The following is a 23,938-nucleotide window of genomic DNA, read 5'->3' on the forward strand; positions in this document are numbered from 1 at the left end:
GGGACATGGCTGCGGGGAATGGTTGTCGCGGTGCACTTTTGAGATGAGGTGTTCACAAGGCGGCCGCTGACCAACCCTTTCCGGTAAATCAACCCAAACCTTCGAACCGGGCCGGATTCCCAGCTCGTCGCGCTCGCAGGTTGGCACAGGTCATGATCGTTTCCTTCTTCACTGCTGAAGGCGCGCGGGCGATCGTGGTGCCGTCTTGCGCAACTCGATCATCCGCGCATCGATCTCCTGAAGCTGCTTACGCCCCAACTGCTCTCGCACACGGCGCCTCGCTACACAAGCTCGACGCCATCGCCGACGCGTAGGCCGATTCGGCAAGCGAACTCGGCGCGCGCTATCCCGAATTCGAACGCCACGGCTGAACATTTCACTCGGCACATCGCTCGCAGGTCGCACGGGACTCGAGCAGTGGCGGCTTCGACATCGGAATCCCGGTCGGTGCGTATGCGCCCATCGGCCGCAGACATACGCGGATCAGGCGCGGGATCCCAGCGACAGCCTCGCCGAGGAACTGGGCGGGATCGTGCAGGTGGACGCGGCGGCGCCAGTTCGCAAATGATGGACCGCCGAGTCGGCCCGCCGCAGAACAGCGCGGGCCGATCCGGCGCCGAAGACCGGGCTAGTCGCGGAAACGACGCCGAGCGAACGGTGCTACTCGATTCTCATCTCTTCGTAGGCGACAGTGACGCTCTCATTCGCCAGCTCCGCATTCTCGGCGCCGAGCGAAGGCTCCGTCCAACTCGTCGGCAAGGCACGCAGCAAGCGAATCCGCCGACCAGGCTTCATATCAGCGTCCATCACGGTGATCGTGATGTCCTCTCTGGCGGAGTCCACGCCGCCGTCGGCCAGCGTTCGCTCGATCCAGTCGGTGAACGCTTTGCTCCGATCAAGCCCCCGTGTTATCCGCACCTCCCCCAACGTTCCCTCCGACGGCGTGCTGAGACCCCTCACGTCCTGCACCGTTTCTACCCTGAAATCGCCCAGATCGATGGCGAAGCTACGGCTGTCGGTCTTGTCCTGGATTTGCATGTCGACCTCCTGAATTCGTAACCGTTGGGTTCTCTCTCATGAGGCAATGCCACTCGAGAATACGGTGTGGCCCGGGCCACCGTAGTGCGAATTCGCCCAATCCCGTTGTGGTTCTGGTCGGGTCCTCGGGCGTTTGAGCCATTCCGGATCGATGCGGTATACGCGACTTCGATGGATTGCTGCCTCGTAACGTGAGAGCCACTGTCGAGGGCGCAGCCGTTGAGCATTCGGATCTGAAGTCGCGCTATCCCCGCTTCCTGGCGGTAAACTCCTGTTTGCTCATTGATGTCCATAAGGTGAACGCGACGGAGTGGTGATGAACATTTCCGATGGCGTGCTGGACGTGATCACGCGGACGGCCGATGCAACGACGGCGGCGGCCGGTGCCGTGGGCGGCGCTGCTGTCGAGGGCGTCGTCGGCGGTATCCGAGGTGCGGCGGCCGGTGTCAAACACGGCTTGGGCAGCGGTAGCCACTCGGCACCGGCGGCGGTTTTGACATTGGCGGCGATCGGCGCCACGGGGCTGGTGGACTGGCCGGTGCTGCTGGGCGTCGGCGGCGCCGCTCTGGTGGTCCAGCGTCTCGGGCAGCGATCGGGTCGAGTGGCGGCACCCGCCGTCGGCGATCGCGCCGGACAGTCCCCTACCCGCACGCAGAAGGCGACCAAACGGCCCGCCACTGCGACGAAGGCGGCCTCCGCGCCCAAGAGCACTACTCGGGCACGACGTTCACCGAGTAAGCGTTAGTCGTCGACGTGGACCTGGGCCTACTGTTACGGACCGCGTCCTCCCTGCCCTCGCGCGTCGTCGGCGCGGGTGTGCGTTCGGCCGCGGACGCTGCTGCCGCGGGTATGGAACTGGTCACCTCGCCGGTGCGCACGGTGCTCGATCGCCGGGTGGTCGAGGCGGTCACCGAAGCCGCATCGGAACTGCTCGGTGGTGCGCCCGTCCGGCGTCGTTGGTGCGGCCAGCGCCGCTGTTGGATCGAAGTACGTGGCCTGGGCGGGCGCGAGCCGCGCGACGAGCTGGGTCCCGCGGTGCTCGCCGCCGTGCGTTCACATCGGGCCGTGACCTCGGCGGCGCTCAACTATCCGCTGTCCCGGGTCATCGCCGAGGTGGACGACCCGACGGTCGTCGACGAGCTGTGCGCGGTGGTAGCGGCTGCCGAACGGCCGCATCGGTCCGATTCGGGTCTCCGGCCGGTCGACGGCGTCGCGCTGGCCGGCGACGCGGTTTCGGCGGCGGCGAACGCCGTGGGTCACCCCTGGGCCGATCGGATGGTGGCAGGCCCTGTCCACCACCGCCACCACCGCCGCCGTCGCCACCGCCGTCGCTCCCGACTGTTCGCTGCGGGCGGTCGCCAGCGGGATCAGTCGAGGATCTCGATGACCCCGAGCCGCCACAGCACCGCGTACACCTCACGCAACGGCACGGTCAGCACCTGCGTCAATGCGCCCGTCAAAGAATCAGAGCCAACGCCCGCGCCACTACTCATCACACTGGACACTATGCGGATGCCAGGAGTCGAATACTCGAACACACCATGACCGGGAGGCAACACATGGCCGAAAAATCATCAACCGGCCACCGAAACGCCGTCGACCGGGTACTGGCCGCCCAAGGTTTCGCGGTGGATCTGCCGGTGCTCGGCCGTGTCCGCATTCCCCGGCCCGAACAATTGGCGTACTACGGTGCCCTCGGCGCCCTAGCGGCCGCGGAGATCATCGAATGGCCCGTCGCGGTCGTCCTCGCGACCGGCCACTGGCTGGTGCAGAATCAGCACAACCGCGTCGCCCACGAGATCGGCGAAGCCCTCGAAGACGCGTAGATCAGCACATCAGTGAGATCCCTCTCGGCGGTGTCCGGCCGGGCCGCGAATCGGGAGATGACCACGAGTCCGGGCTGGTAGCGCAGCGCAGAACGTGAACTGCGGCGACCTCGGTGATCCCTTCCGACCCGAGGCCGGCGGTCCGGGTCGGCGCGTTGACCAGGATCACGCCCTGGGCGACGACGATCCGCTCGGCGTGGAAACCTTTGCCACGCAACGGCTTCCACTGTCGGAGGCACCCGACGCCTGCCGGATGTTCCAGCAGAAAACCGACAGCGCGGTGAAGATCGTGCTCGACCCGACGTGAAAGGCGCCGCGCGAGTCGTCACAAGCGTCATAGGCAATGCCGACATTGAAACCGATGTGGGCCGCGACCGCGCCGCCGCTGACTCGGTGTACCAGCGGCCTGTTCACAGAATCGGTCTGGCTCCGGTGATGGATACCTTATGTTCGCCGGGTGAAGACCAGTCGCCGAATGACTCACCGGTCGACATGAAGATCGTGCGACGGCCGACTTGCACGGCATGGTCGGCGAACCTCTCGTAATAACGGCCCAGGAGCGTCAGATCGACCGCAGCGGCCGTCCCTCCATCCCAGTCATCGTCGAGCACCGCTGCCAGCAGGTCGTGATGTAGACGATCCATGGTGTCGTCCTGGCGATCGAGCGCCGCGGCGTCGCCCGGGTCACCGGACCCCAGCACCGCGGCGGCACTGGTGGCCATCGCGACAGCGGCCGCCCCCATGCGGGCCACGATCGGTTGCACCGATACCGGGACCGCGCAGGCAGGGTGTCGGCGGCGCGCGATATTGGCGATATGTTCGGACAACACGCCCATCCGGTCGAGGTCACCGACGAGCTGGATCGCGGTGACCACTTGCCGCAACTCGCCCGCGACCGGGGCCTGCAACGCCAGGAGCGTCACCGCTACGTGCTCACAATGATCGCGCTGAGTATCGAGGTCACGGCAGATATCGATAGCTTGCTCGGCGAGCTCGAGATCGGCGCGTAGCAGCGCATTGGTACCGGTCGCGACGGCGGCCCGGTCACGCTGACACATCGCTTGCAACTGAGCGGCCAGCCGGTCGAGGTTCTCGTGGAAGCGAGTCCGCATCCCTCATCTTGACCCATGTGACAACACCCGTATAGCCGAGGCCACCGATCCCGTTGGCAAGCCACCGGTGGACACCGTCTTTTCGCATACCGGGAACCGAGCGCGGCGTACCCATGTTTCGGCGGCCGGGTTGGGGTATTCGCGGCATAGGAGGTGATGGACATGCCGAAGGCATGGTCGAACAAGCGGGAGCGGCAGTTCGAGCACATCAAGGATTCGGAGAAAGAGCAGGGTGCGTCCAGCCGGCGGGCGGAGGAGATCGCGGCGCGCACGGTGAACAAGAACCGTGCTCAGTCCGGCGAGGCCCGCACGGCCAGTCGGTCCTCGGTGCAGGACATGTCGCCGCAGCGGCGTGGTGGTCTCCGGTCGGGAACCGATCGACCGAAGGGCCCGACCCGAGATCAGCTGTACAACGAGGCGAAAATGCGCAATATCGAGGGCCGCTCGAAGATGACCAAAGGCCAACTTGCCCAAGCACTCGGCCGCGCCTGATCGGATCAGGTCGACATGCAAAGGTCGAGAAAGAGCGGCGGTTGGCGATGCAACCGATCCAAGTCGAAATGGTCAACCCTAGTTGTCAGCTGTGAATCGCTTGGTTGAACGTCAACACCGCCCACATCGGGGCTGTCAGGGCGTAGTACTGCATCGGAATGCCCATCAGTCGATGACGATTCACCGACAGCACCGGTCGTCCGGTCGACCGATCGTAACCGGGTTTCGGGCGGTTGAGGGCACTGCCGGCGAACCATACGGCGACACCGCCCACCACGAACCCGATCGACGTACCCAGATTCGCACCGGAAGCGGATTGTCCCAGCAGGTCGGCGATTCCGGTACCGGCGCCCGCGCATGCGGCGAGGATCGCGAGCGCGAAGATCCCGAGGCCACTCCAACTGATCACCGAGCCTCCTCCGTTGCCACAGTGACAACGCCATCGGTCGGTTCGACCGGGCCGAGCCCGAATCCTGTTGCCGACGCCGGAATAAACGTCGAGGTCTGCATGCCCGACGACTGGTGAAGGACCGGATCGTGCATGATCGCGTATAGCACCGACAACACCAGAATCATCAATACCGCCGCGACGAGGACCGCGATATCCACTCGCCTTCTGCGGCGCCAGTATTCGGGGTCCACCTCGATGGGCGCGGTCACCGAGGCGCCGGGCAGCGACCCGGCCGGTGGTGACCCACTCCCCGCCGCGTGTGCCGCGCGCGACTCGGCCGAGACGGTCGGCAGGATCGTGTCCAGTCCGTTCAACGGCACGCCGAGGATGTCCGACTGCAGGAAATCCAGCAATTCCTCACGTGACAGTCCGCCATCGCGCAAGGCCTGTGCCGCAGCGCTGGAATCGTCGGCGACCAGGCCGATTGCCAGGATTCCCACCGGTAGCGGCCACATGTTGTACCGATACGTCAAGCGCCAAGCGACATCGAGAGCCATTGAGCACGTCTGCGTCAGCTGGATATGCTCCCAGCTCCGTTCGCTGGCGGTATTGGGATCGATGACAACCTTGCCGGCCACGGCATCGGCGTCTCCGGCATGGAGCCAGATGCGATGCCACGCCCCGGGTGAGTCGGCCCGCATCAACGCCACGAGCACGTCCCTCGTGTCCACCGGGCCCCTGGCGGCCCGCCCACCCGTGGCGCGCAACGCTGTCGACACGGTGGAATGCAGTGGTACCCCTGGCAACACAGCAGTCATCACCGGCGGTCTGTCATTCATCGTTCCCCCGGGTTGTTTACTCACGTATGGAGATCATCATGTCATAGGTAGATGCGACACATCAGTAATTCCGTTCATCGCACTGACCCAACTCGGCAATCTGACCGCGGTTATGCTCGCGGACCTGTCGAGTCCTGATGATTGGCCTGCCCTGCTGCGCCATGCCGTCCCGGTCGACCTGTACCAGATCTTCGAAGTGGTCTCCGACAATCTGGGGATCGGCCTGGCCTCCGTTCAGCCCGACGTGGACAGCGAATTAAGGGATCTGCTACTGGACTTCAACGCCTTGGCCGCCGAGGATCTACGTCACCCCAGCGCGATCGGTCGGCCACAACATTGCCGATAGCCGCCCGCTGCGCCGGATTCGACGCCGCGAAGCAGAGTCCTGCGCCGAGCCCGCATGTCGGTATCGCTCGACGATGCGCCACCGACGGCAACGGATACGTGCGAATAGCATGCGACGGTGGGTAGATTCAGCCGCACGGATACGGTGCCGGAGGAAAACAACGGCGGGCCGCCGGTTCTCGACACCGAGCGCGGCCGCCGTGGGCGGGGGTGGCGAGGTTGGTCACGACGTCGGCGCGCGGCTGTGATCACGATCGTGTTTGTCCATGTCCTGCTGCTTCCGGTGTCAGCGGCCGCCATCTTCTTGCGGTTGGAGTACACGGGAACTCCGTCCGCGCAGGCGCACACCACGGGGCGGGACGCTCTGTGGCTGGGACATGCCTGGCTCGACGGTCGCAAGACCGAAGCCGACGTGTCCCAGCTCGCAAACATATTGTCTGGTACTGGAATCAAAGATCTCTATGTTCATACTGGTCCGCTGGAGCATGACGGCAGTCTCCGTGCGGAATTGTCCCCACAGGCCCGCTGGTTCGTGCAAGTTGCGCATCGGATGCTGCCCGGGGTCCGGGTGCAGTCCTGGCTCGGTGACATAGTGGCGCCAGAGTTCGACGGACTGAACCTGGAGGACGTGGCATCTCGCGATCGAGCCACGGCCTCGGCGAATCGAGTGCTCGATCTCGGTTTCGACGGAATACACCTGGATCTGGAGCCCGTACGCTCTGGTTCGCCCGGATTCCTCGCGCTCCTCGACCAAGTGCACGGGATGACCGAACGGCGGCATGTTCTGCTGTCGGCGTCGGCCCCGACCATCGATCCGCTGCCCGGCCTGCATTCGGCCGGTCTGGTCCTCGCCGGTCACGGAAAATGGTGGTCGCAGAGCTATTTCGCGCAGGTGACACGCCGTGTCGAACAGGTTGCGGTGATGTCCTACGACACGGCGATGCCGGTATTGGCGCTCTATGGCGGGTACGTCGCTCAGCAAACCCGACTCGCGCTACAGGTCACACCACCGAACGTGGATCTGCTGATGGGCGCACCCGCCTTCTGGGCGAACGATCTCGGCCATCGTGGTAGGGCAGAAACGGTCGCTGGGGCGATCCGCGGTATCCGATTGGGACTGGACCGGACAACACCGGGACGGAAGGCATTCGGTGTCGCGCTGTATATCGACTTCGCCGCGACACCACAGGATTGGGCGGACTTCCGGCGGGACTGGTTCGACCTCACCACCTCCGGGTAAGCCCACAGCACGATTGAGGCGGGAACAAGGCACACAGCAGCAAACGAGCCGTCGCCGAACATGAGAAACTTGCTGCTGAAGACCATTTCCAAGGCCTTGCGGCGAATCAGTCTGCACCCTGTCGGATCGGCGCGATACAGCACTCGTACTGTTCCATATCGAACACGACCGCCCACCTTCGAGCCCGGCCGCTCGCACGGTCTTCCGGAATTCATTGCCGACTGCGGGGCGGTCGTCATGGGCCGCAATACCTTCGATCCTGCCATCGGTGCACCCAGCTGGCCATGGCTGGGACTGCAAGTCTTTGTGCTGACCACGCGCACCATATGAATATCATCCAGGTCGGGACACTGTCATAGAATTCGAACAGACTCCAGCCGTCCTTGATGCTCTGTCGAATTACCTCGATTTCCGTTCCACAACCGACGGATCAATGATTCCCGTCGGGCGCAGCAGCGACTGATAAACATAAGAGCTGAAGGTGCATTCGAGGACGGCCACACGCTGATCGTCGGGAAGGTTCCGGAATGCGGAATTCAAACATTGCTCACCCGTACATCGCACCGAATTGATTGGAGTCGAACCGGTGTATTCCTGCTATGACGTACCCCGGTTCGCCATCGGCACAAACAGCAACGTGCGCTCGGCGCATGCTGAATCTCGGACCGCGATTCAACCTCTGGTATCGCAATCATCAACCGATAGGTAGATATCGCGCATCGGCAGATAGGTGGATTCAAGGTACTTCGACGCAGTGTGTCCGGCCCCACCGACTAGATTGCTCAATGTGTCAGCGCAACATCCCCTCGGTGGTTCCCTTCCAGTTGCGACGAGCGATTTCGTCGGACGAGAAAGAGAGCTGGAGAAAATCGCAACGCTGCTTCTGTCCTCGACGCGGTTGATCACCCTGATCGGGTCCGGCGGTATCGGTAAGACGCGGCTCGCGACCGAGGCCGCCCACCGCTATCACAAGGCTCGCCGGGTGCCGATCCGCTGGGTCCGCCTGGCCCGGCTCCCGGCGGGCTCGGATGCGACGGCGGTCGAGGACGAACTCGCACACTCGATCATCGACGTCGACTTCTCGAACCGATCGAGCTTGGATGCCCTGATCGATACCTTCACCAGATCCGACGGCGCCAGCCGCAACCTGCAGACAATCCTGGTGATGGACAACTGTGAGCATGTCCTCGACGGCGTCGGCCGGGTGATCAGCGAATTGCTGGACGCAGTGCCCGGACTGACCGTGCTGGCCACCAGCCGCGAGGCGATCGGCTGGGTCGACGAGCAATTGGTGCCGGTCCCGGCACTGTCGCGCGAACAAGCGCTGACCATGTTTCGCGCGCGTGCGGACTTGACCGGTCATCCCATCGCGGGGGATGACGATGCCGCAGTGGCCGGATCGATCTGCTGGCACGTGCACAACCATCCCCTCTACATCAGACTCGCCGCAGCCCGGTTGATGCGTCAACCATTGCCGATGATCCTGCGTGATCTCAGTGGGCTCGATGGCGACCGGCGGCTGCGCTGGTCGCATGGACCGCGCGTCGGCACCGACCAAAGGCATTGGCGCATCCACGATGTCATCGCCTGGTCCTACAACCTCTGCCAGGACAACGAACGGCTGCTCTTCGAACGGATGTCGGTCTTCGCGGCCGGTTACGACAGTAACCCCGACGACGAGCACGGCACGTCCGGACCCGATGTGGGCGCCGAACTCGAAGCGATCGAGACGGTATGCGCGGACGACGGCACCGGCATCGCTCGCGACGAGATCGAGGGATTGCTGGAACGCCTGGTGGACCAATCGCTGGTCACAATGCACCGGACACCGAACACGGTCCGGTATTCACTGCTGGAGAGCCTGCGAGTCTTCGCCCAGCAGCAGCTGCGCGAACGATCGGCGGGCGCGGAATGGGAACGATTGTCCGGCAGGCACCGTCGCTACTATCGCGACAAGGCCATCCGCGCCGGCGCCGAGTGGTTCAGTCCGGCCGAACGAGACCTGTTGGATTGGGCGCGCGCGGCCTGGGACAACCTGCTCACCGCGATGGACAGCAGCCTCACCACGCCTGGGGAGTCCGCGATCGGACTGGAGATCGCGTCCGGGTTGATCGCGCTGCGTCTTCCGTTCTTCATGGGTTCGCTGCGTGAGTCTCGTCGCTGGGCGATGCGAACCCTGGAAGCCACCCGAAGTCTCGATCAGCAGCCGGTCGAACTGCAAACCTCCTCGATGGCGCTCACCGCGTGGGTCACCTCATGCCAGGGCGTGCATGACGACGCCGCACGGATACTCGACGAATGCGTCGCCGCCTGCGTCATGGATGGGGCAGCGAGATCGAATTGGCGAGACGATCCAGTGGATGATCTCGGACTACCGGCCCCCGTCGACTTCGCCTGGGGCACCGAACTGCTCTTCGCGGATGATCCGCGCTCGATTGTGGTCCTGGCGCGTGCGCGCGAACGGTTCCGCAAATATGGCGATGAGGGCAGTTCCGCCATGAGCGAGTTGTTCCAGTCCCTCGCGGCCGGACTGCTCGGCACCGCAGCGCAGGCGTTGGAGATCACACAGGCCTATCTCGACCGCGCCACGCGATCGGGTGCAGGATGGGCACAATCCTGGGCCGAACTCGCGTGGGCCATCGCACTGACCAAACACGGTGACCCGCGCGAGGCATTGGCGGTCGGGCGCACCGCGCTGACGAGTCAACTGTCGATGCGAGACCAATGGGGAGCGATCTGGGCGGTCCACATCCGGATGTGGACGCTGGCACGATTGGCCGCCGACGCACGCCTCGAGCACGGCACCCAGCCCGATTCGGTACTCGACTCGGCGACGGAGATCGCGAACCTCGCCGGCGGTGCCCGCACGGTCCGCCAGAAGCTGGGTGTGCACATCGCCAACCTCGGGCCGTTCGCGACCGAAACAGATAAAGCGATCGCGACAGCACGAGATGTGCTCGGACACAAGGCTTTCAGCGCCGCCGAGCAAGAAGGCTCGATGCTTCGACCCGAGTTCGACGAGGTTGCTCGACTGGCGCTGGGCACCTTGTCGTTGAACAAACTCGCGCTCGACCACCCGGTCCGACGACACCGACCAACCACATGGAATGGACTGTCCAACGCCGAACGCGAAGTAGCCGTACTCGCCGCAGCCGGATGGACGAACACGGCGATCGCGGCCACCCGTGGCAGCTCGTTCAAAACAGTCGACGCCCAGATCGCCTCGATCTTCAGCAAACTGATGATCAACTCCCGAACCGATATCATCACGCTCGTTCCCACCGATACGCGGGAACAGGTCGCACAGGCGGCCGACCGCCGACCCGAGCAACGAAGACATCGATAGCCGAATCGACTCCAACGTTTCGTGTGGACTTCATGTATGAAGCGCGGGTGAGACACCCCTGTCAGTGGTGTGGCAGCACTCGGTAGACGATCTCCACCCCACCGCCGTCCAGCGGACGTGAACTCTCGAATTCCAGATCGGTCTGCGGATTCAGCGAATCGGTCAGGCGCATGCCGCTGCCGACGAAGAACGGCAGGACCACGAGCTCGAGTTTGTCGAGAACACCGAGGGCGCGGTAGGTCTCGATCGTGCCGGGACCGCCGATGAGATGAACATCGCCACCGCGATTGGCCGCGCGGACCTTTTCCAGCAGCCGCACCGGATCATCTTCGACAGTGACGACGTCGGGAGTGCCCTCGGGCCGGTGCGAGCCCAGCACGAAGACCTCCAGATCCGGCCAGGGCCAGCGATCTGCGGTGAGCGCGGGTTCGAAAGTGGTGCGGCCCATCAGCGCGGCCTCACAGTTCCGCAGAAATTCGGCGATGCCGTGACTGCCCGGACCGTGCACCGGATCGATGACCTGAGGCGGCCAGCCGTCCGGAGTCGTCACATAGCCGTCAGCAGTCATGCACAGGCGAGCGAGGATCTGCACGAGTTTGTCCCTTCTGTCCAGTCATAGAAGATCCGTTCGTCGCGGCAGCCCGGTTTCGGCGAGGGACAGGAGACGACTCCCTGGCATAGGCTCACGAACTGGCGGGTGCCGCCTCGCATCGTCCCTCGTCACCCAACTAACGTCCGGCGAGCTCGGCGACGATCGGAGCGAACCTGTCGGCGAAGTCGGCGCCGAAAACGAAGTAGGAGAAGCCGATCTCCTCGCGCCGCCGCTGGATTTCCTCGGCGGCAGCCGCCGGATCATCTGGAAGCACGGTCAGTGCATCCGCCGCGCGAAGTACGGCAGGGTCGGTATCGGGGGGCGCCATGTGCGGTGCGACACTGTCGCCGATAACCGGCACGGCGAGCGCGAGCTCGACGTCCCCGCTGGTGCGGAACTCGCGTGCCAGCCGCTCGACTTCGCCCCGAGGCTGATCGCCCAGCGCGAAGGTGACCGTGTCCGCGACCTCGGCCGCCAACACCCGCGCCTTCGGCCCCAGGACGGCCATCGCCACAGGCGTGCGACGGTCGGGGCCGTCGAGATCTCGCAGCCTCTTGACGGTCTCACGCACCTGGGCCAGCCGCTCGTTCGGCGAGACCACGGGCAGTCCCTTGTCGCGTAGCTCATCCTCGATTCCCGGTCTGCCGGTGCCGATGCCGAACTCGAAACGCCCCTCGGTCAGCAACGACAACGAGTGCGCTTCCCACGCCGTCATCCACGCCGGGCGCAACGGAGAGGCATACACCCAGGTGCCCACGCGCAGGTCGGTAAGGGCCGCGACAGTCGCCAGCATGGGGCCCGGCGCCGGTTGCGTGAGAGGGAAGTCGGGCACCAGCAGCGTCGAATAGCCGCTATCGGCGATGCGGCGCACGCGATCTCGCCACGTCGGCAGGTCGGTTCCGAGCGGGGCAACGACCCCGAATCGAAACGGTCTCGTCATGTCTGAACTCCTAATCGGTATATCCAGAGGTATCGACTACGGATCCACCCAAAAATCATCGGTGCAGCCGAATCGTGGACACGCTCCTGCGAACGCCCTGAACTCGGCATGCGCGAGCAGTCTCAAAGAGGTTCCGCCGTCGCCGCGTCAACCTTGCGACCAGCCAATTCCTGCCACGACCTTGTCTCGAAACAGGCGACGCCGATCGATTCAGCCGCGCTTTACCGGGTGGACTTGGGTAATTACGTCGCTGGAATGTCGCTTTGCCAACCGGCACCAATATGGAAGATCGCGCAGCGTCGGTCGTCGTGTTCCGTAGATCCCGTCCATTCCTGGGATGTGCGATTCCAGATCGAGTACGCCGCACCATCCACGCCTTCCAAGCGAAGGTCGGTCGACCCGAGGCGGAAATATGCAATTCGACCTCCTCCACCCCTGGCTGTGCAGATGCAAATTCCCATCCGGGCACCGATCCGCATTCTGTCGCTGCCTGGACTGGTGCGGCGAACGATACGATCCGGTCAAGCCGACGGCCGCCAATGCTTATGGCAGCGGCTTGTCTGAATGTCATTCACACTCTCCTGTACATCTGACTCGGTAATGCAGTCTCGCCAAATAGGGGGTGGTTGTGCATCGGTAGCGGGATGGGTAGGCATAGGTATCGATTGGTGGTTACGGCGCGACGAGCTGACACGCACTGTGCGTAGCGGCCCTAGGGATGCCGGGGCCGGACCAGGCCGATGTCGTAGGCGAGCACGACCGCCTGTACTCGATCCCGCAGGCCGAGTTTGCGCAAAATCGCCGAGACATGGCTCTTTGCAGTGCCTTCGCTGACGGCCAGTGTCGTCGCTATCTCGGCGTTGGAGGCCGCTTGTGCGATAAGCGTGAGGACCTCGACCTCTCGATTCGTGAGGTCGGTGAGCTCCGGCATTGCCGCTGTTTCGGGGCGTAGGTCGGCGACGAACCGATCCAGGAGTCGGCGCGTAACTCGCGGCGCGAGCAGTGCCTCGCCGCTGGCCACCACCCGTATCGCTTCGACCAGTTCGGCAGGTCGGGTGTCCTTCAGCAGAAACCCGCCCGCGCCCGCACGTAGGGCCGCATACAGCAGTTCGTCTTCGTCGAAGGTGGTCAGGATGATGACCGAGGGCCTGGGCTGGAATGCGGAAAGTCGTTGTGTCGCCTGTATTCCGTCGACGTGCGGCATCCGCAGATCCATCAGCACGATGTCCGGCATCGTCTGGGCGGCCAGGCGCACTGCCTCTTCCCCGTTCCCGGCTTCACCGACGACCCGAATATCCGCACGTGTCTCCAGGATCATCCGGATCCCGGCGCGGACCAAGGTCTGATCATCGGCGACCAGCACGCTGACAGTCCTTCTCGCCTCCGTATGGTCTATCGGGTGCACGCGTCGCGGCGGCCGGTTCATGGGGAGCATCCAACCATCCGCGTGCGAAACGTGCGACCGGCATGTCAGTCCTTCACCGGATCGGCTCCCGCGTGCTTGGTCACCGAATCACCTGCTTCCACCGCTTTCCACAATGCCCGGTTCACCCGGACCTTCACGGTACTGCCGTCCTCCAGCCGGACAATCAAACGCCGGTACAGATTCGCCCCGTCGAACAACCCACGCGACTTCTTGATAACGGTCCCCCGCCATTCCTGCTGTGTCACTGATCGACTCCTTACTCCACCGAGCGTTCACGCCGCGGGATCCCTGACGGCGTGACTTCAGTGTTTCCTCTCGCCGAGCCGGGAACATCAACCCCCAGGCGTGTATTCGCCTCTGCCGAAAGTTGGAGACGGCACATCATGCTGCGACTGAATCGGCAGCCATGCCGCGACGCGGAAGCCACCAGCAGTGCAAGGTCCGGCCTCGAATTGTCCGCCTAGCTCGGTGGCACGTTGCCGCATGCCGTTCATGCCCCGACCGCTACCGCGATCGAGTCGGCTACCACCGCCGTTATCGGTGACCGACACCATGAGTTGACCGGCGGCAATTCGGACCTCGACGTCGGCTCGATCGGCTCGTGCGTGGCGCAGGACGTTGGTCAGCGACTCCTGCACGATCCGGTACGCCGCTTCCGCGGCCCCCGGCGCGACGGCGGTGCCGTCTGTCCCGTGCCGGTTTACAACCACATCGACTCCGGCCTGTGACATCGACTCCACCAGCTTGTCCAGATCCTCCAGCCCAGGCGAAACGCTCGGATCACGGTCGATCACCTCGAGCAGCCGTCGTACTTCGCCGAGGGCTTGTCGGCCCACGGACTCCAGTGCGGCAACGGCCTGCCGGGCCTTGTCCGGGTGAGTGTCGAACACATCGTTAGCCGCTGCGGCTTGCAGCACCATCAGCGACACCGTGTGCGCGAGCACATCGTGTAGTTCGCGCGTGATACGGGCACGCTCCTGCTGGACCAGACGCCGGGCTTCGGCGTCGCGCTGGGCGGATCTGGCGTGCCCCAACGCGCCCCAACTCCAGGCCAGCAGCGCGGCACCGGACCACAGCAGGGCTTGCAGCCCCCGCCCGGTCGTTCCCAGCGCGAGCGCGGAGAACAGCACCGCCGCGGCGAGACCCCACAACGATGTACGTGCGGGACGCAGCCAGGCAAAGGTCGTCAGCACGATAAAGGCGACGCCCGATCCCGCCCCGACTTCCAGCAGTTCCAACGTTGTTCCCACCAAAAGGGAGGCAATCGTGACGGAAACCGGCCGGCGGTCCATCCACCAGACAACCACTACCTGGCACACCACCAGCCCGACCACGATGACACGTCCGGCGGACGTGGGCACCGACTGGGGAACGAACAGCACTACCGGCAACAACGTGGTAATGGTGCAGGCGACCAGCACTACCCGCCAACGCCGCGACAGCCGCATCTCGAACTGATCCTGCACGTCACCGACGCTACCGGCTCCAACACCTCCGTCCACCGCCCACACGGAACACTGCCCACCCGCACGCGAGCACCAACCGCACCCGCGGCGCAAAGAATCTCGAGCGCGAGCGCATGCGATGAATCCGCTGGCGGTCAGTTGACGAAACGCGGCCACCTTGCAGAGGGCGAGCAGTGGTATCGCAGATCGACGCTGCCCAGCGGAAGTTGATCCGGGTCGTCATCGTCGCACTCATGCATGACCTCGACGTCCACGCCACGGTCGCCGAGCACATCACCCGGAACCGACGCGCGACGAAGTCGACAGCGCATTACGAGTCGTGACGGCTGCGGGGTACCGCCGTGGAATGCCCGCGGAGCAGATCATCCGCCGGATCATGGAGGCGATGGGTAAGGCCCGCCACAGTGAGCAGTACACACTGCGGCCCGACCTCGAGCGGCCTCCCCTTCTCGGCTGTCTCGTTGGCTGGGCGTTCGACGAGTTCGCCCTTGGCGAACGTGGCTCCGGCGCCGATGAGCGGGACCGGGTGAGCGCGTTGACTGCGCCAGCGGGCCTGGCGGCTTGGATCAGCTCGAAGCAACATGGCTAGTCCGGCGCCGCGTGAGCCGGGCATTCCGGCTACGGTGCCGCGGGCTCACCTTTCGTCGTGTCCAAGCCAGGCATTGCGGCAGGGCTTGCACCTCACGCGACGTGAGGTCCTACTGTCGCAGCTGTGACCAAGTCCAGTGCGGGCAAGACCCAGGCCGACGCCGATACCGTCGTCAAGGTCGGCGAACTAGCGACCACGGCCGGGCTTACCGTGCGCACGCTGCACTACTACGACGAGATCGGGCTGTTGTCGCCATCGCGACGCAGCAGCGCCGGACACCGGTTGTACTCGGATCAGGATGTGGAGCGGCTGTATCGCATCGGGCTGCTGAGGCAGCTCGGGCTGCAGTTGGACGAGGTCGCCGCCGCGCTCGGCGATCCGGACCGGGATCTGCTCCCCAGCGTGAACCAGCACCTCGCCCGGCTCGATCAACGGCTGAGTATCGAGCACCGACTGCGCAACCGGCTGGCCACCATGGTCGACAACCTCACTCGACAACAAAAACCCGACATTCACCAACTTCTCGACACCTTGGAGGACATGGCCATGCTCGACACCAAAATACGGCACCGCATCCCGACTCTGGTCTACCGCGACATCGCCGCGGCCCACGAATTCCTCACCACCGCCTTCGGTTTCGAACCAGGCCGCGTCACACGCTCGCCCGATGGCATCGTCCGCCACGCCGAGGTCACCGCCGGCGATGGCGTGATCTGGCTGCACCAGGTGTCCGAGCAGTACGGCCTGCAAACCCCCGAGGCTCTGGGCGCGTGTACCGAGGGCATGTCGATCGTCGTCGACGACGTCGATGCCCACTACCGGCATGCCGCCCAGCACGGCGCCGACATCCTCTACCCGCCCACCGATCAGCCCTATGGCTACCGCGACTACAGCGCCCGCGACCTCGAGCAGCGCCTGTGGTCGTTCATGTCACCGTTGACCTGACGCCGCACCGAGAAATTGTCGAATTCGAGACAAGAGTGGACGCCAGGTGTCAGCGCACCTTTGCGGATATCACCGCCATACAACACCGAAATGCCTCGAGCCACACGACAATACGTAGTTATTCTACGGCGATCACCCCGCCCGCCATCGAGGTCCGTTCACCCAGATCAATTATCCGTGCCGAATCTGAAACCTAACTCACCCTTCTAAGAATTTGTCCACCTCGCCTCGGGTATCCCACTGCCGTCATATCCCGCTGCACGATAGTAGTACGGCATGGAGTTGTATACGATCATTACGCGGTCGAACTGTTCCTTTCGAGGTCGGTACACATTCCAGTATTCCGATCTTTTCGACATACCAATGCGGGCCCGAATTCGAAATCCTCGTATAGCAGTGCCGTGACCGGTACTTCGGCACCACCGACTCCATCCATCGGTGCTTCGGTTTATCGATTGGCCAACCGCGGCCTTTTGAACCAACGACCCGCCGAACCCTGGCACAGTAGTACCACAATGACAAATGCGGCAATCAAACCGATAGGCCCCGGCGAATAGCGCACGATATTCATGCCGGGATGCTCGTGCATAGCAATACTGGAGTTGGCCTGAACCGAGCCGAGTGCGATCAACGACTGCAGGATCGCCAGCACGATTGCCGCGACACGAACCCCGTTGCCGCCGCGGCGGAAGAATAAAGCGACGATAGCCAGGATCCAGAAGAAGAGATAGCCCGTGCTGTTGGCCCCCGCAACATAGGAATCACGGAAGGCAGCGAGGCCGACGGTTCCCACCACACCGATAATGGCGAAGATATTGATGATCCACCGCGCCGCACGGACGGTTCCAGGCAACGTCGGAAAGGCTTCTGACCGCTCATACATGTGTTGTGCACATTTCACCGGGTTGCACCGATCTTATCGACATTCTGTCGCTTTCCTGCCGACAGACCTGTTACAACAGTTCGCGATCGGAGTGACTGCACAGCAATCCCCCGATACTCAGTTGACTCGATCGATGATCGTCGACTAGGTAGATGACGCACATCGGTAATTCACAAAGATCATGCACCGGCCAAGCCGTTCGAGGAGCCTCGAGTTTGAAACCCTCCAGAAACTCTTCGGCATACCGCTTTGTGCTGAAATCCCCGAGTGGCATTGCACTGAAGTATCCGACTCCGATTTCATCGACCATCAATTGAATCACGGACCGAGCCATCTCGATGAACGGCACGAATTCGTCGAATCCGAGCGGGTGGACCAGCTTTACCTCCCAGGCATGCCAACGCCGTGCCGACGGCGCAGTCGCAGACACCGTGTGGATGCCATCGGATTTGTCGGGCACTTCCCCGAATTGCGGCTGCTTTTCCATGCGCTGTCCACCTTTCCGGCCGGCTGGATTCGCTGACGGCGGCTATGCCGGACGCCTAGTCGAATGGGCGAAATCCGTTCTGGCACTGACAGCGGGCCAGCCACCTGAGTTCTTATTATATAAGCGAACTACTAATGGCTCGAGCCGCTCTCGATCAGTTCTCGCAGGAAGCAGAGGGGACAGACGGGGTCGAAAGGAGCTGTCGTCTGTGTTCGAGCAGTGAGTTCAGGTTGCGGCGGTGTCCCGTCCGGGGCTGCCACCGCGATCGCCGGCTGCAGACCGAGCGCCACAGAGATCGCTCCGGCGGCAATGATTTTCGCCACGACACGATACACGAGATCCTCCACTCCGATGAGATGAGCGCCGACGGCATCAAGGTCGACACCGCCGACCGACCCAAGCCAGTTCTCGGACACGTCACTCCTGTTGCCCCCGCTGGCGCACCCGCCGGTTGTGCAGGGACGCCGCCGATATCGGGCGACAATGTGATCCTTCTCGAATAGGTAGAGGACAAACATCAGTATTGTCGGCGCGCTGAGTCGATTCATGCCGACACCACAAGATTTCCCCTCTGTGTCGTGGTGTCGCAGGCCGGGGCTCCACCGATTGGTGGACGAGACGGACTTTCCGGTTGGTCCGGTCTCACCATCGACCGGTGGCGCGCTGCCTGCCGGTGCGTTCGCCGTGTAACCGGTCTTTGAGGTCGGCGTGTTGTGGGTCAGCAGGAAAACCTGGTGCCCCAAGGTGAATCGGTTTCGATGTCGCAGGTCGCGTTCTGCTGCTGAGCCGGAAATGGGAATACGCACTTCCCCAATAGCGCGGAGCGTGCTGGCCTCCGGGGGAAGGAGGCTGAGCAGCCTTCCTGTCGGAAGTCGGCGCAGCGACATGCCGAGGCCGCGGCACCCGGAATGACATCACGACGGGTCTCGCGCGAGGAGTTGTAGCGATAGCCTTCCCGTGTGCGAACCTTGATGTGGGAGGGCATCGATGAGCCTCGAATCGAAATCGTCCGAGTGGACTCCCTGGATCGGGCACGCGGTACTCAGCTCGGGCTCGTTTACGAATTGCGTTGGGAGCTGGACGGTTCCGAGTTGATCGTCGACATCGGTGACGGGCCGGTACGTCACCGTCCGGACGGAGCGGACTATTTCGACCTTCAGCATTCCGCGTTCTTCAACACGTTGCCCGTGGTGGGAGACCGGCTGCTGGACACCGCCGAACCACGCGACTACATCATGCGGTTCGTCTCTGTTCCCGAGCTCACCGCCACGCTCGCCACGCAGCGATACGAACCGGTGGGCGACCGCACGGTGCACTTCTCCTCGGGTGACTACGAGGCCGATATCGACTTCGACGACGACAGCTTCGTCCTGCTTTACCACGACTACTTGCGACGTCTGCATCCCTGAGAGGGTTCAGCCGCTGAAATAGTGCCGGAATTCCCGACGACGATGTGCGAATGCTCGCGGCAGTCGCCTCCGTCGTCACACATAAGACGAGATCGACTCGACCGATTCGATCGTCAAACCAAAATCGCCAACGCCCCAACAACTTCGACCCAAACCAAGATATGCAGAGAACCACACGGACGCGTTCCCCGACATCCCAACGGTTAGCGTCACGCGCCTTGCCTCGTTTATCGAACGACACCCGATGCGTATTGCTCAGGTCGTCGACCCATACCCCGGATGCAACCGACCCGATCGCTGGTGTAGCTATGCGAGTGTTCGACAGTCGGTGCGGGTTTGGTGGGCATTAGGCAAGCCCCACCGGCGGCTCGGCGCGGACGGCGAAATGCGCTCCACCCGATATCACGACAGTGGCGATATCGGCCGCGTATCAAGAACATTCGAACTTCGGAAGCATGTCTTCGAGGGTTCCCCGTCATCACCGTGGACGAACTCCTCCATGCGTCGCCCATGGGCGTAGTACACGACATCGAGGTCCTCCATCTGCAGCGTGCACACGCTTGCGCCGGTGCGCACAGTCATCCAAACGAACCAGTCCCGGATCGACTCCGAGCCCGCGAAAAGACCACTCATCATGGTGGAGGCTGCGGTGAAACTGAACAATAGATGGTCCGGCAGCACGCTCCACGGGCCGTCGTGAATCGAGAGGTAGATGTAGCCGAGCTCGTAACGCCCGGTCGCGTCCAGCGACGGGTCCTCCAACGCATCGAAGTAGCGACGAAGGGCATCGTCGGGGAGGAACCGCAGCACCAAGTCTAATCGCACCGTCGCATCCCGGTCCCGCCAATCGACTGCGCGCCGGACCCGTTGAGTCACACCTTGCTGTTTATGCCATCCCCAGCCGACGTGGGGCAATACCACCCGGCGGTCATCGATCTCGACCGCTGTCCACCCATCACCGTTGTGCAGGCCCACGTTCTCGCCCACGGCGGCAAGCAACCGCCAGGCCCGGTCACGGTGGATGTATATCTCCCAGCTGTAGTCCAACCCATGCCGCTTCCTTACTCTCCCGAATCACTGTGGTACGCAAGACCGCAACGGGCAACCGATTTCTCGGGGGCTTCCACAGAGGATGTCGTGAGCCGCAGCGTATTTCGGCCTCGGTGTCGCCAGACATTCGATCTGAGCCGATACTCGAAGCGGCCGGACGCGAATACGGATTCAGCCCTGCCGACGTCGGTCCTCGCGTAATCTCTCAATGGCTTTGCGGATCAACGTCTCTCGATCTGCGGTTGGCGTTTTCCGTTGCTCGTAGGCGATCAGCCCCTCGGCCGTTGTGTGATTTCCCATCACCATGCCCAGGAGAATCTTGTAGTCGTCCGGCGGGGTGGAGGTGACTTGTTGCAGCACGTTTCGCGGTGTCGGCGAACTGACCGGCTGTCTCGGTGAGTGCCGCCGTGTCGGACTCGGGTAACGTGCCGGTCGGGGTATCAGTCCGAGTTCGGTCAACTCCTCGACCCTGCTCAGTAGCCGCCGCAAGTTCACCTTCGCGGCGGTGCTGCCGCCCGCTATGGCGTTGCGAAGCCAGTGCTCCGCTTCGGCGAATTCGTTGCGTTCAAGGAGCAGCACACCCAGATTGTTCATACTACTGGTATCGCCGGCGTCAATTGCTTTGCGGTACCACCACTCAGCCTCAGGAAGATTCCTACCTTCCTCGAGCAATGCCCCGAGACCGGCCATCGCATCAACGTTGCCTGCTGCGGCAGCTTTACGGAACCAGCCTTCGGATTCGGCGAGATCCGCTTCGTTCGGCGTCCGGTGGCGCCATCGCTGCAGCATGCCTTGTCTGGCGACACGGTCGTGGAGCAGCCGCGCCAACCTGTTCATTGCGTACGCGCTGCCTACCACGGCGGCTCGGTGATACCAGCTTTCGGCCTCGGTGAAGTCCCCTCGGCCCGCGAGTAGATCCGCCAAGTTGTTCATGCCGAAGGCATGATCGGCTCCGGCTGATCTGCGATACCACTGCTCCGCCTCGACGATGTCGTCACGTTTCTTCAGCAGGCCACCCAGCAGGTTCATCGCATGTGGCTCGCCCTCGTCGGCAGCTTTGCGATACCACTGCCCAGCCTCATCGACGATGCCGCGTCCTTCGAGCAGCCAGCCCAGATTGGTCATTGCGAGGGTGTGGCCGGCTGCAGCGGATCTGCGGTACCACTGCTCGGCCTCGACAAGATCGCCCCTGCTCGACAGCAGCCACCCCAGGTGATTCATCGCATCGCTATCACCCGCTTCGGCCGATTCACGGAGTCGGCTTTCGGATTCGGTGCCGTCCTGCCGACTCTCGGGCCGCACGTCGGCGACCGCCGTCCCGGATCGCGGACCTGCGACCGACGTTGTTGGTTGCCGAGCACGCGACTCGGCCATCGATTCCGAGGTACGCGCAACATAGACCGAACGTGATTCGGCCACCAGCCTCGGCAGCACGGTCTCGAGCTGGCTCAGCGGTGAACCGAGGATGTCCGATTGCAACTTTTCGAGCAGCGCGTCGCGCTCCAACCCGTCACCAAGAGCCTGGGCGGCACCGGATGCGGGATCGGCGACTAAGCCGATCGCCACCAACCCCACGGAAAGGTGCCGCATACCGTAACGGGACGCGATGCGCCAGCCGACATCCAGCCCCATCGCGCAGGTATCGGTCAGCGGGACGTTTTCCCACGTTACCGAGGCGCCGTCGGCGGGATCCACCGCTGTCTTCCCTTCGATGGCGTCGATATCCCCGCAGTACAACCAGATTCGTTCCCACGGCCCGTAGGGGTCCGCGCGCATCAACCAGACGAGCAGTGAGCGGGAATCCACCGGCCGGGGCGCACTCTGCGACCAAGCCGCGTGCACGGCCGCTGCTACGACTGAGTGCATGGGCACTCCCGGCAGTACCTCGCTCACCACTGAACAACTTTCACCAATCGCCCCGTCATCACAGCTCTCTACAGACCGGCCATCAGCGCACGATCCGAAATACTGAGACAGCGACTCCAAATCCTCAGTTGACTTCTATTGATTGTCGTCCGCTAGGTAGCCGACGAACATCGGTAGTACGACAAGGAAGGCCGTCGATTCAATAAATGCGGAGCAGGCGTGATCGCTGTGGCCGCCTGCGCGGCTGTTCGCAAATGCTCCCACGTTCGGGCTCCGGTGGCCGCCGGATCGAGGATGCTCTCGTAATTGAGCTGAGCCCAGCGCTCGGTGGAGGACAGGCTGCTCGTTGTCCGGCAGGGTGGTCTTGTGATCATCGGATCGTGCGGTGATGGAAAACCAGAACTGTGGATCGTCATTGTTCACCGCCGTATCCTCGTTCACTTCTCCTCAATCGCGCGGCTATCGGGGGATGGCTGCCGAACCAACGGGCACGCACAGCGACAACACCGGTGGGCGGCGGGAGAATTCGCAGCCATAGGCGAAGAGCAGCCGCAAGATCGCGCCCATATCCGAGGTCGACGGCTATCCGGTCGGCAGCGAATTCCTCACGGCGGCTGCGCGCCGCGCTGGCGAGCGGTTCGATCGCGAACAACGCCGACAGCAGCAGCGCGACCGGCCAGCCGACCACCGGCGCCAGAGCAACAGCCAGCAACGCCAGGACAATCACGACGAGCACGAATCGGACCAGGATCGCCCCAATACCGAGGGCGTTCACCAGCCGTCCCGCCGCAGCGGCGAGGCGTTGCACAAACCGCGCGGGCACCGAGCACCACGCCTCCAACAGTCGCAGACGCTGGTCGATCAGCAGGTGATGGCCGAGCTCGTGGGCGAGCACCGCCTCCAACTGACGTGACGCCAGCGCCGCGACTGCCCCACTGGTGACAGCGACAATGCGGGTCGGCACAGCAGTCGCGTTGATGTACGCCGATTGCTGAACCCACAAAGAATACGGCCACCCGTCTACACCAGGTGCGCAAGTAACATTCGCCCACGCGGCAGCGAGGATTTCCGACTCCGCGTCGACCGGCTTGCGGAACCCGAAAATCGCGGCCCACGACTGACGATTCGGAGTGAACCACCCCACGTCGACGAGGATGATACCGACCAACAACCACACCCCCGCTACCATCGCCGTGAGCCACGGTCCAGTGCACATCGCGACGACGACAACGATCAGCACACTCAACGCCACCGTCGGCAACGCGAGCACCACGCCGAACAACCATGACAAGTCATCCCGGACACGATGTCCAGGCGCACCACTATGCTGCGGCAAACCGCGAAAAGGCCGCATGTCCCTCCTGATCCGAGTTACCAACCGCCCGGCCCGAACCACTGCAAAAGCGGGAACGGCTGTGAAATCCATCGGTTTTCACACCGTGGTCGCATAACAGTAGGGACGGTCCCGGCTGTAGTCGCCAGTCAACTGAACTCGGGGCCGTCTCCCTGATCGGACCAGGCGGGTTCATGTCGATTCCGTCGCTCCACCAGCTGCTCCGCGAATCGCTGTCCGCGCAATTGTCCGGCCGCGCAACGATGTCGGCCGCATCTGGATCGCGGGCCCCGAAGAGAATTGCCGCAACGTAGCCATCACTA

General features: G+C 63.4%; 30 protein-coding genes. 11 read left to right on the plus strand and 19 right to left on the minus strand.

The features are described 5' to 3' along the window. Positions 1 to 660: 660 nt before the first annotated feature. A complete protein-coding gene (locus ACQPXH_RS17395) occupies positions 661 to 1,038 on the minus strand; it encodes a phage tail protein (protein ID WP_433597575.1) in 378 nt (125 codons plus the stop codon). Between the two features lie 316 nt (positions 1,039 to 1,354). Between ACQPXH_RS17395 and ACQPXH_RS17400 the strand changes: the two genes are divergently transcribed. Then, complete coding sequence (locus ACQPXH_RS17400) at positions 1,355 to 1,783, plus strand: hypothetical protein (protein ID WP_433597576.1); 429 nt, start codon at positions 1,355 to 1,357, stop codon at positions 1,781 to 1,783. 308 nt (positions 1,784 to 2,091) lie between these two features. Here ACQPXH_RS17400 and ACQPXH_RS17405 read toward each other — a convergent pair whose 3' ends face one another. Both ACQPXH_RS17405 and ACQPXH_RS17410 read right to left on the minus strand, forming a co-directional pair. Further along, on the minus strand, positions 2,092 to 2,439 hold the full coding sequence (locus ACQPXH_RS17405) for a hypothetical protein (RefSeq protein ID WP_433597577.1): 348 nt from the start codon (positions 2,437 to 2,439) through the stop codon (positions 2,092 to 2,094). Continuing rightward, on the minus strand, positions 2,406 to 2,531 hold the full coding sequence (locus ACQPXH_RS17410) for an Rv1535 domain-containing protein (protein ID WP_433597578.1): 126 nt from the start codon (positions 2,529 to 2,531) through the stop codon (positions 2,406 to 2,408). Before ACQPXH_RS17410 ends, ACQPXH_RS17405 begins: the two co-directional genes overlap by 34 nt. Before the next feature lie 66 nt (positions 2,532 to 2,597). On the opposite strand from ACQPXH_RS17410, the gene ACQPXH_RS17415 reads away from it, so the two are divergent. Both ACQPXH_RS17415 and ACQPXH_RS17420 read left to right on the plus strand, forming a co-directional pair. Beyond that, positions 2,598 to 2,864: a hypothetical protein gene (locus ACQPXH_RS17415; RefSeq protein ID WP_063038195.1), complete on the plus strand. Its 267-nt coding sequence runs from the start codon at positions 2,598 to 2,600 to the stop codon at positions 2,862 to 2,864. A gap of 94 nt (positions 2,865 to 2,958) precedes the next feature. Then, the gene (locus ACQPXH_RS17420; RefSeq protein ID WP_433597579.1) at positions 2,959 to 3,171 is read left to right on the plus strand and encodes a hypothetical protein; all 213 of its coding nucleotides are present in this window, start codon (positions 2,959 to 2,961) and stop codon (positions 3,169 to 3,171) included. A 103-nt stretch (positions 3,172 to 3,274) separates the two neighbouring features. Here ACQPXH_RS17420 and phoU read toward each other — a convergent pair whose 3' ends face one another. Further along, the gene (gene phoU / locus ACQPXH_RS17425) at positions 3,275 to 3,976 is read right to left on the minus strand and encodes a phosphate signaling complex protein PhoU (protein ID WP_433597580.1); all 702 of its coding nucleotides are present in this window, start codon (positions 3,974 to 3,976) and stop codon (positions 3,275 to 3,277) included. 162 nt (positions 3,977 to 4,138) lie between these two features. On the opposite strand from phoU, the gene ACQPXH_RS17430 reads away from it, so the two are divergent. After that, positions 4,139 to 4,468 carry a plasmid stabilization protein gene (locus ACQPXH_RS17430; protein WP_433597581.1) on the plus strand — a complete coding sequence of 110 codons (330 nt, stop codon included), beginning with the start codon at positions 4,139 to 4,141 and terminating at the stop codon, positions 4,466 to 4,468. Positions 4,469 to 4,553: 85 nt separating this feature from the next. Here the strand turns inward: ACQPXH_RS17430 and ACQPXH_RS17435 are convergent, their stop codons facing one another. Further along, a complete protein-coding gene (locus tag ACQPXH_RS17435) occupies positions 4,554 to 4,877 on the minus strand; it encodes a hypothetical protein (RefSeq protein ID WP_433597582.1) in 324 nt (107 codons plus the stop codon). Continuing rightward, positions 4,874 to 5,590, minus strand: a complete 717-nt coding sequence (locus tag ACQPXH_RS17440; RefSeq protein ID WP_433597583.1) for a hypothetical protein — start codon at positions 5,588 to 5,590, stop codon at positions 4,874 to 4,876. The genes ACQPXH_RS17435 and ACQPXH_RS17440 overlap by 4 nt, the downstream gene beginning before the upstream one ends. 220 nt (positions 5,591 to 5,810) lie before the next feature. Between ACQPXH_RS17440 and ACQPXH_RS17445 the strand changes: the two genes are divergently transcribed. The 3 genes from ACQPXH_RS17445 to ACQPXH_RS17455 all read left to right on the plus strand — a co-directional run bounded on the left by ACQPXH_RS17445 (position 5,811) and on the right by ACQPXH_RS17455 (position 10,629). Beyond that, positions 5,811 to 6,044 (plus strand): hypothetical protein, encoded by a 234-nt coding sequence (locus tag ACQPXH_RS17445; RefSeq protein ID WP_433597584.1) that lies wholly within the window; start codon positions 5,811 to 5,813, stop codon positions 6,042 to 6,044. Between the two features lie 255 nt (positions 6,045 to 6,299). After that, complete coding sequence (locus ACQPXH_RS17450) at positions 6,300 to 7,283, plus strand: hypothetical protein (RefSeq protein ID WP_433597585.1); 984 nt, start codon at positions 6,300 to 6,302, stop codon at positions 7,281 to 7,283. Between the two features lie 787 nt (positions 7,284 to 8,070). After that, positions 8,071 to 10,629 (plus strand): LuxR C-terminal-related transcriptional regulator, encoded by a 2,559-nt coding sequence (locus tag ACQPXH_RS17455; protein ID WP_433597586.1) that lies wholly within the window; start codon positions 8,071 to 8,073, stop codon positions 10,627 to 10,629. A 61-nt stretch (positions 10,630 to 10,690) separates the two neighbouring features. Here the strand turns inward: ACQPXH_RS17455 and ACQPXH_RS17460 are convergent, their stop codons facing one another. From ACQPXH_RS17460 to ACQPXH_RS17485, 6 genes are all read right to left on the minus strand, one after another. Continuing rightward, positions 10,691 to 11,221 carry a dihydrofolate reductase family protein gene (locus ACQPXH_RS17460; RefSeq protein ID WP_433597587.1) on the minus strand — a complete coding sequence of 177 codons (531 nt, stop codon included), beginning with the start codon at positions 11,219 to 11,221 and terminating at the stop codon, positions 10,691 to 10,693. A gap of 136 nt (positions 11,222 to 11,357) precedes the next feature. Beyond that, positions 11,358 to 12,161 (minus strand): LLM class flavin-dependent oxidoreductase, encoded by an 804-nt coding sequence (locus tag ACQPXH_RS17465; protein WP_433597588.1) that lies wholly within the window; start codon positions 12,159 to 12,161, stop codon positions 11,358 to 11,360. A gap of 242 nt (positions 12,162 to 12,403) precedes the next feature. Next, a complete protein-coding gene (locus tag ACQPXH_RS17470) occupies positions 12,404 to 12,640 on the minus strand; it encodes a peptidase inhibitor family I36 protein (protein ID WP_433597589.1) in 237 nt (78 codons plus the stop codon). 233 nt (positions 12,641 to 12,873) lie between these two features. Beyond that, a complete protein-coding gene (locus ACQPXH_RS17475; RefSeq protein WP_433597590.1) occupies positions 12,874 to 13,587 on the minus strand; it encodes a response regulator in 714 nt (237 codons plus the stop codon). Positions 13,588 to 13,631: 44 nt separating this feature from the next. Beyond that, positions 13,632 to 13,832: a DUF7489 domain-containing protein gene (locus tag ACQPXH_RS17480; protein WP_433597591.1), complete on the minus strand. Its 201-nt coding sequence runs from the start codon at positions 13,830 to 13,832 to the stop codon at positions 13,632 to 13,634. Positions 13,833 to 13,919: 87 nt separating this feature from the next. Beyond that, complete coding sequence (locus ACQPXH_RS17485) at positions 13,920 to 15,053, minus strand: sensor histidine kinase (RefSeq protein ID WP_433597592.1); 1,134 nt, start codon at positions 15,051 to 15,053, stop codon at positions 13,920 to 13,922. A 173-nt stretch (positions 15,054 to 15,226) separates the two neighbouring features. Between ACQPXH_RS17485 and ACQPXH_RS17490 the strand changes: the two genes are divergently transcribed. From ACQPXH_RS17490 to ACQPXH_RS17500, 3 genes are all read left to right on the plus strand, one after another. Beyond that, positions 15,227 to 15,376, plus strand: coding sequence for a hypothetical protein (locus ACQPXH_RS17490; protein ID WP_433597593.1), 150 nt, complete (start codon positions 15,227 to 15,229; stop codon positions 15,374 to 15,376). After that, the gene (locus ACQPXH_RS17495; RefSeq protein ID WP_433597594.1) at positions 15,373 to 15,642 is read left to right on the plus strand and encodes a hypothetical protein; all 270 of its coding nucleotides are present in this window, start codon (positions 15,373 to 15,375) and stop codon (positions 15,640 to 15,642) included. The genes ACQPXH_RS17490 and ACQPXH_RS17495 overlap by 4 nt, the downstream gene beginning before the upstream one ends. 123 nt (positions 15,643 to 15,765) lie before the next feature. Continuing rightward, on the plus strand, positions 15,766 to 16,587 hold the full coding sequence (locus tag ACQPXH_RS17500; RefSeq protein WP_433597595.1) for a MerR family transcriptional regulator: 822 nt from the start codon (positions 15,766 to 15,768) through the stop codon (positions 16,585 to 16,587). Between the two features lie 448 nt (positions 16,588 to 17,035). On the opposite strand, the gene ACQPXH_RS17505 is transcribed toward ACQPXH_RS17500, so the two are convergent. The 3 genes from ACQPXH_RS17505 to ACQPXH_RS17515 all read right to left on the minus strand — a co-directional run bounded on the left by ACQPXH_RS17505 (position 17,036) and on the right by ACQPXH_RS17515 (position 18,373). After that, complete coding sequence (locus tag ACQPXH_RS17505; RefSeq protein WP_433597596.1) at positions 17,036 to 17,470, minus strand: hypothetical protein; 435 nt, start codon at positions 17,468 to 17,470, stop codon at positions 17,036 to 17,038. A 70-nt stretch (positions 17,471 to 17,540) separates the two neighbouring features. After that, complete coding sequence (locus tag ACQPXH_RS17510) at positions 17,541 to 17,957, minus strand: hypothetical protein (protein ID WP_433597597.1); 417 nt, start codon at positions 17,955 to 17,957, stop codon at positions 17,541 to 17,543. Between the two features lie 131 nt (positions 17,958 to 18,088). Beyond that, positions 18,089 to 18,373, minus strand: coding sequence for a hypothetical protein (locus ACQPXH_RS17515; RefSeq protein ID WP_433597598.1), 285 nt, complete (start codon positions 18,371 to 18,373; stop codon positions 18,089 to 18,091). Positions 18,374 to 18,916: 543 nt separating this feature from the next. Between ACQPXH_RS17515 and ACQPXH_RS17520 the strand changes: the two genes are divergently transcribed. Then, on the plus strand, positions 18,917 to 19,366 hold the full coding sequence (locus tag ACQPXH_RS17520) for a putative glycolipid-binding domain-containing protein (protein WP_433597599.1): 450 nt from the start codon (positions 18,917 to 18,919) through the stop codon (positions 19,364 to 19,366). Between the two features lie 402 nt (positions 19,367 to 19,768). Here ACQPXH_RS17520 and ACQPXH_RS17525 read toward each other — a convergent pair whose 3' ends face one another. The 4 genes from ACQPXH_RS17525 to ACQPXH_RS17540 all read right to left on the minus strand — a co-directional run bounded on the left by ACQPXH_RS17525 (position 19,769) and on the right by ACQPXH_RS17540 (position 23,573). Beyond that, positions 19,769 to 20,191, minus strand: a complete 423-nt coding sequence (locus ACQPXH_RS17525) for a hypothetical protein (RefSeq protein ID WP_433597600.1) — start codon at positions 20,189 to 20,191, stop codon at positions 19,769 to 19,771. A 396-nt stretch (positions 20,192 to 20,587) separates the two neighbouring features. Next, on the minus strand, positions 20,588 to 22,111 hold the full coding sequence (locus ACQPXH_RS17530; protein ID WP_433597601.1) for a tetratricopeptide repeat protein: 1,524 nt from the start codon (positions 22,109 to 22,111) through the stop codon (positions 20,588 to 20,590). 306 nt (positions 22,112 to 22,417) lie between these two features. Continuing rightward, positions 22,418 to 22,705, minus strand: a complete 288-nt coding sequence (locus ACQPXH_RS17535) for a hypothetical protein (protein ID WP_433597602.1) — start codon at positions 22,703 to 22,705, stop codon at positions 22,418 to 22,420. Beyond that, positions 22,695 to 23,573 (minus strand): M48 family metalloprotease, encoded by an 879-nt coding sequence (locus ACQPXH_RS17540; protein WP_433597603.1) that lies wholly within the window; start codon positions 23,571 to 23,573, stop codon positions 22,695 to 22,697. Before ACQPXH_RS17540 ends, ACQPXH_RS17535 begins: the two co-directional genes overlap by 11 nt. Positions 23,574 to 23,938: the final 365 nt, after the last annotated feature.

Source organism: Nocardia sp. CA-135953 (assembly GCF_050955735.1).
Lineage (GTDB): Bacteria > Actinomycetota > Actinomycetes > Mycobacteriales > Mycobacteriaceae > Nocardia.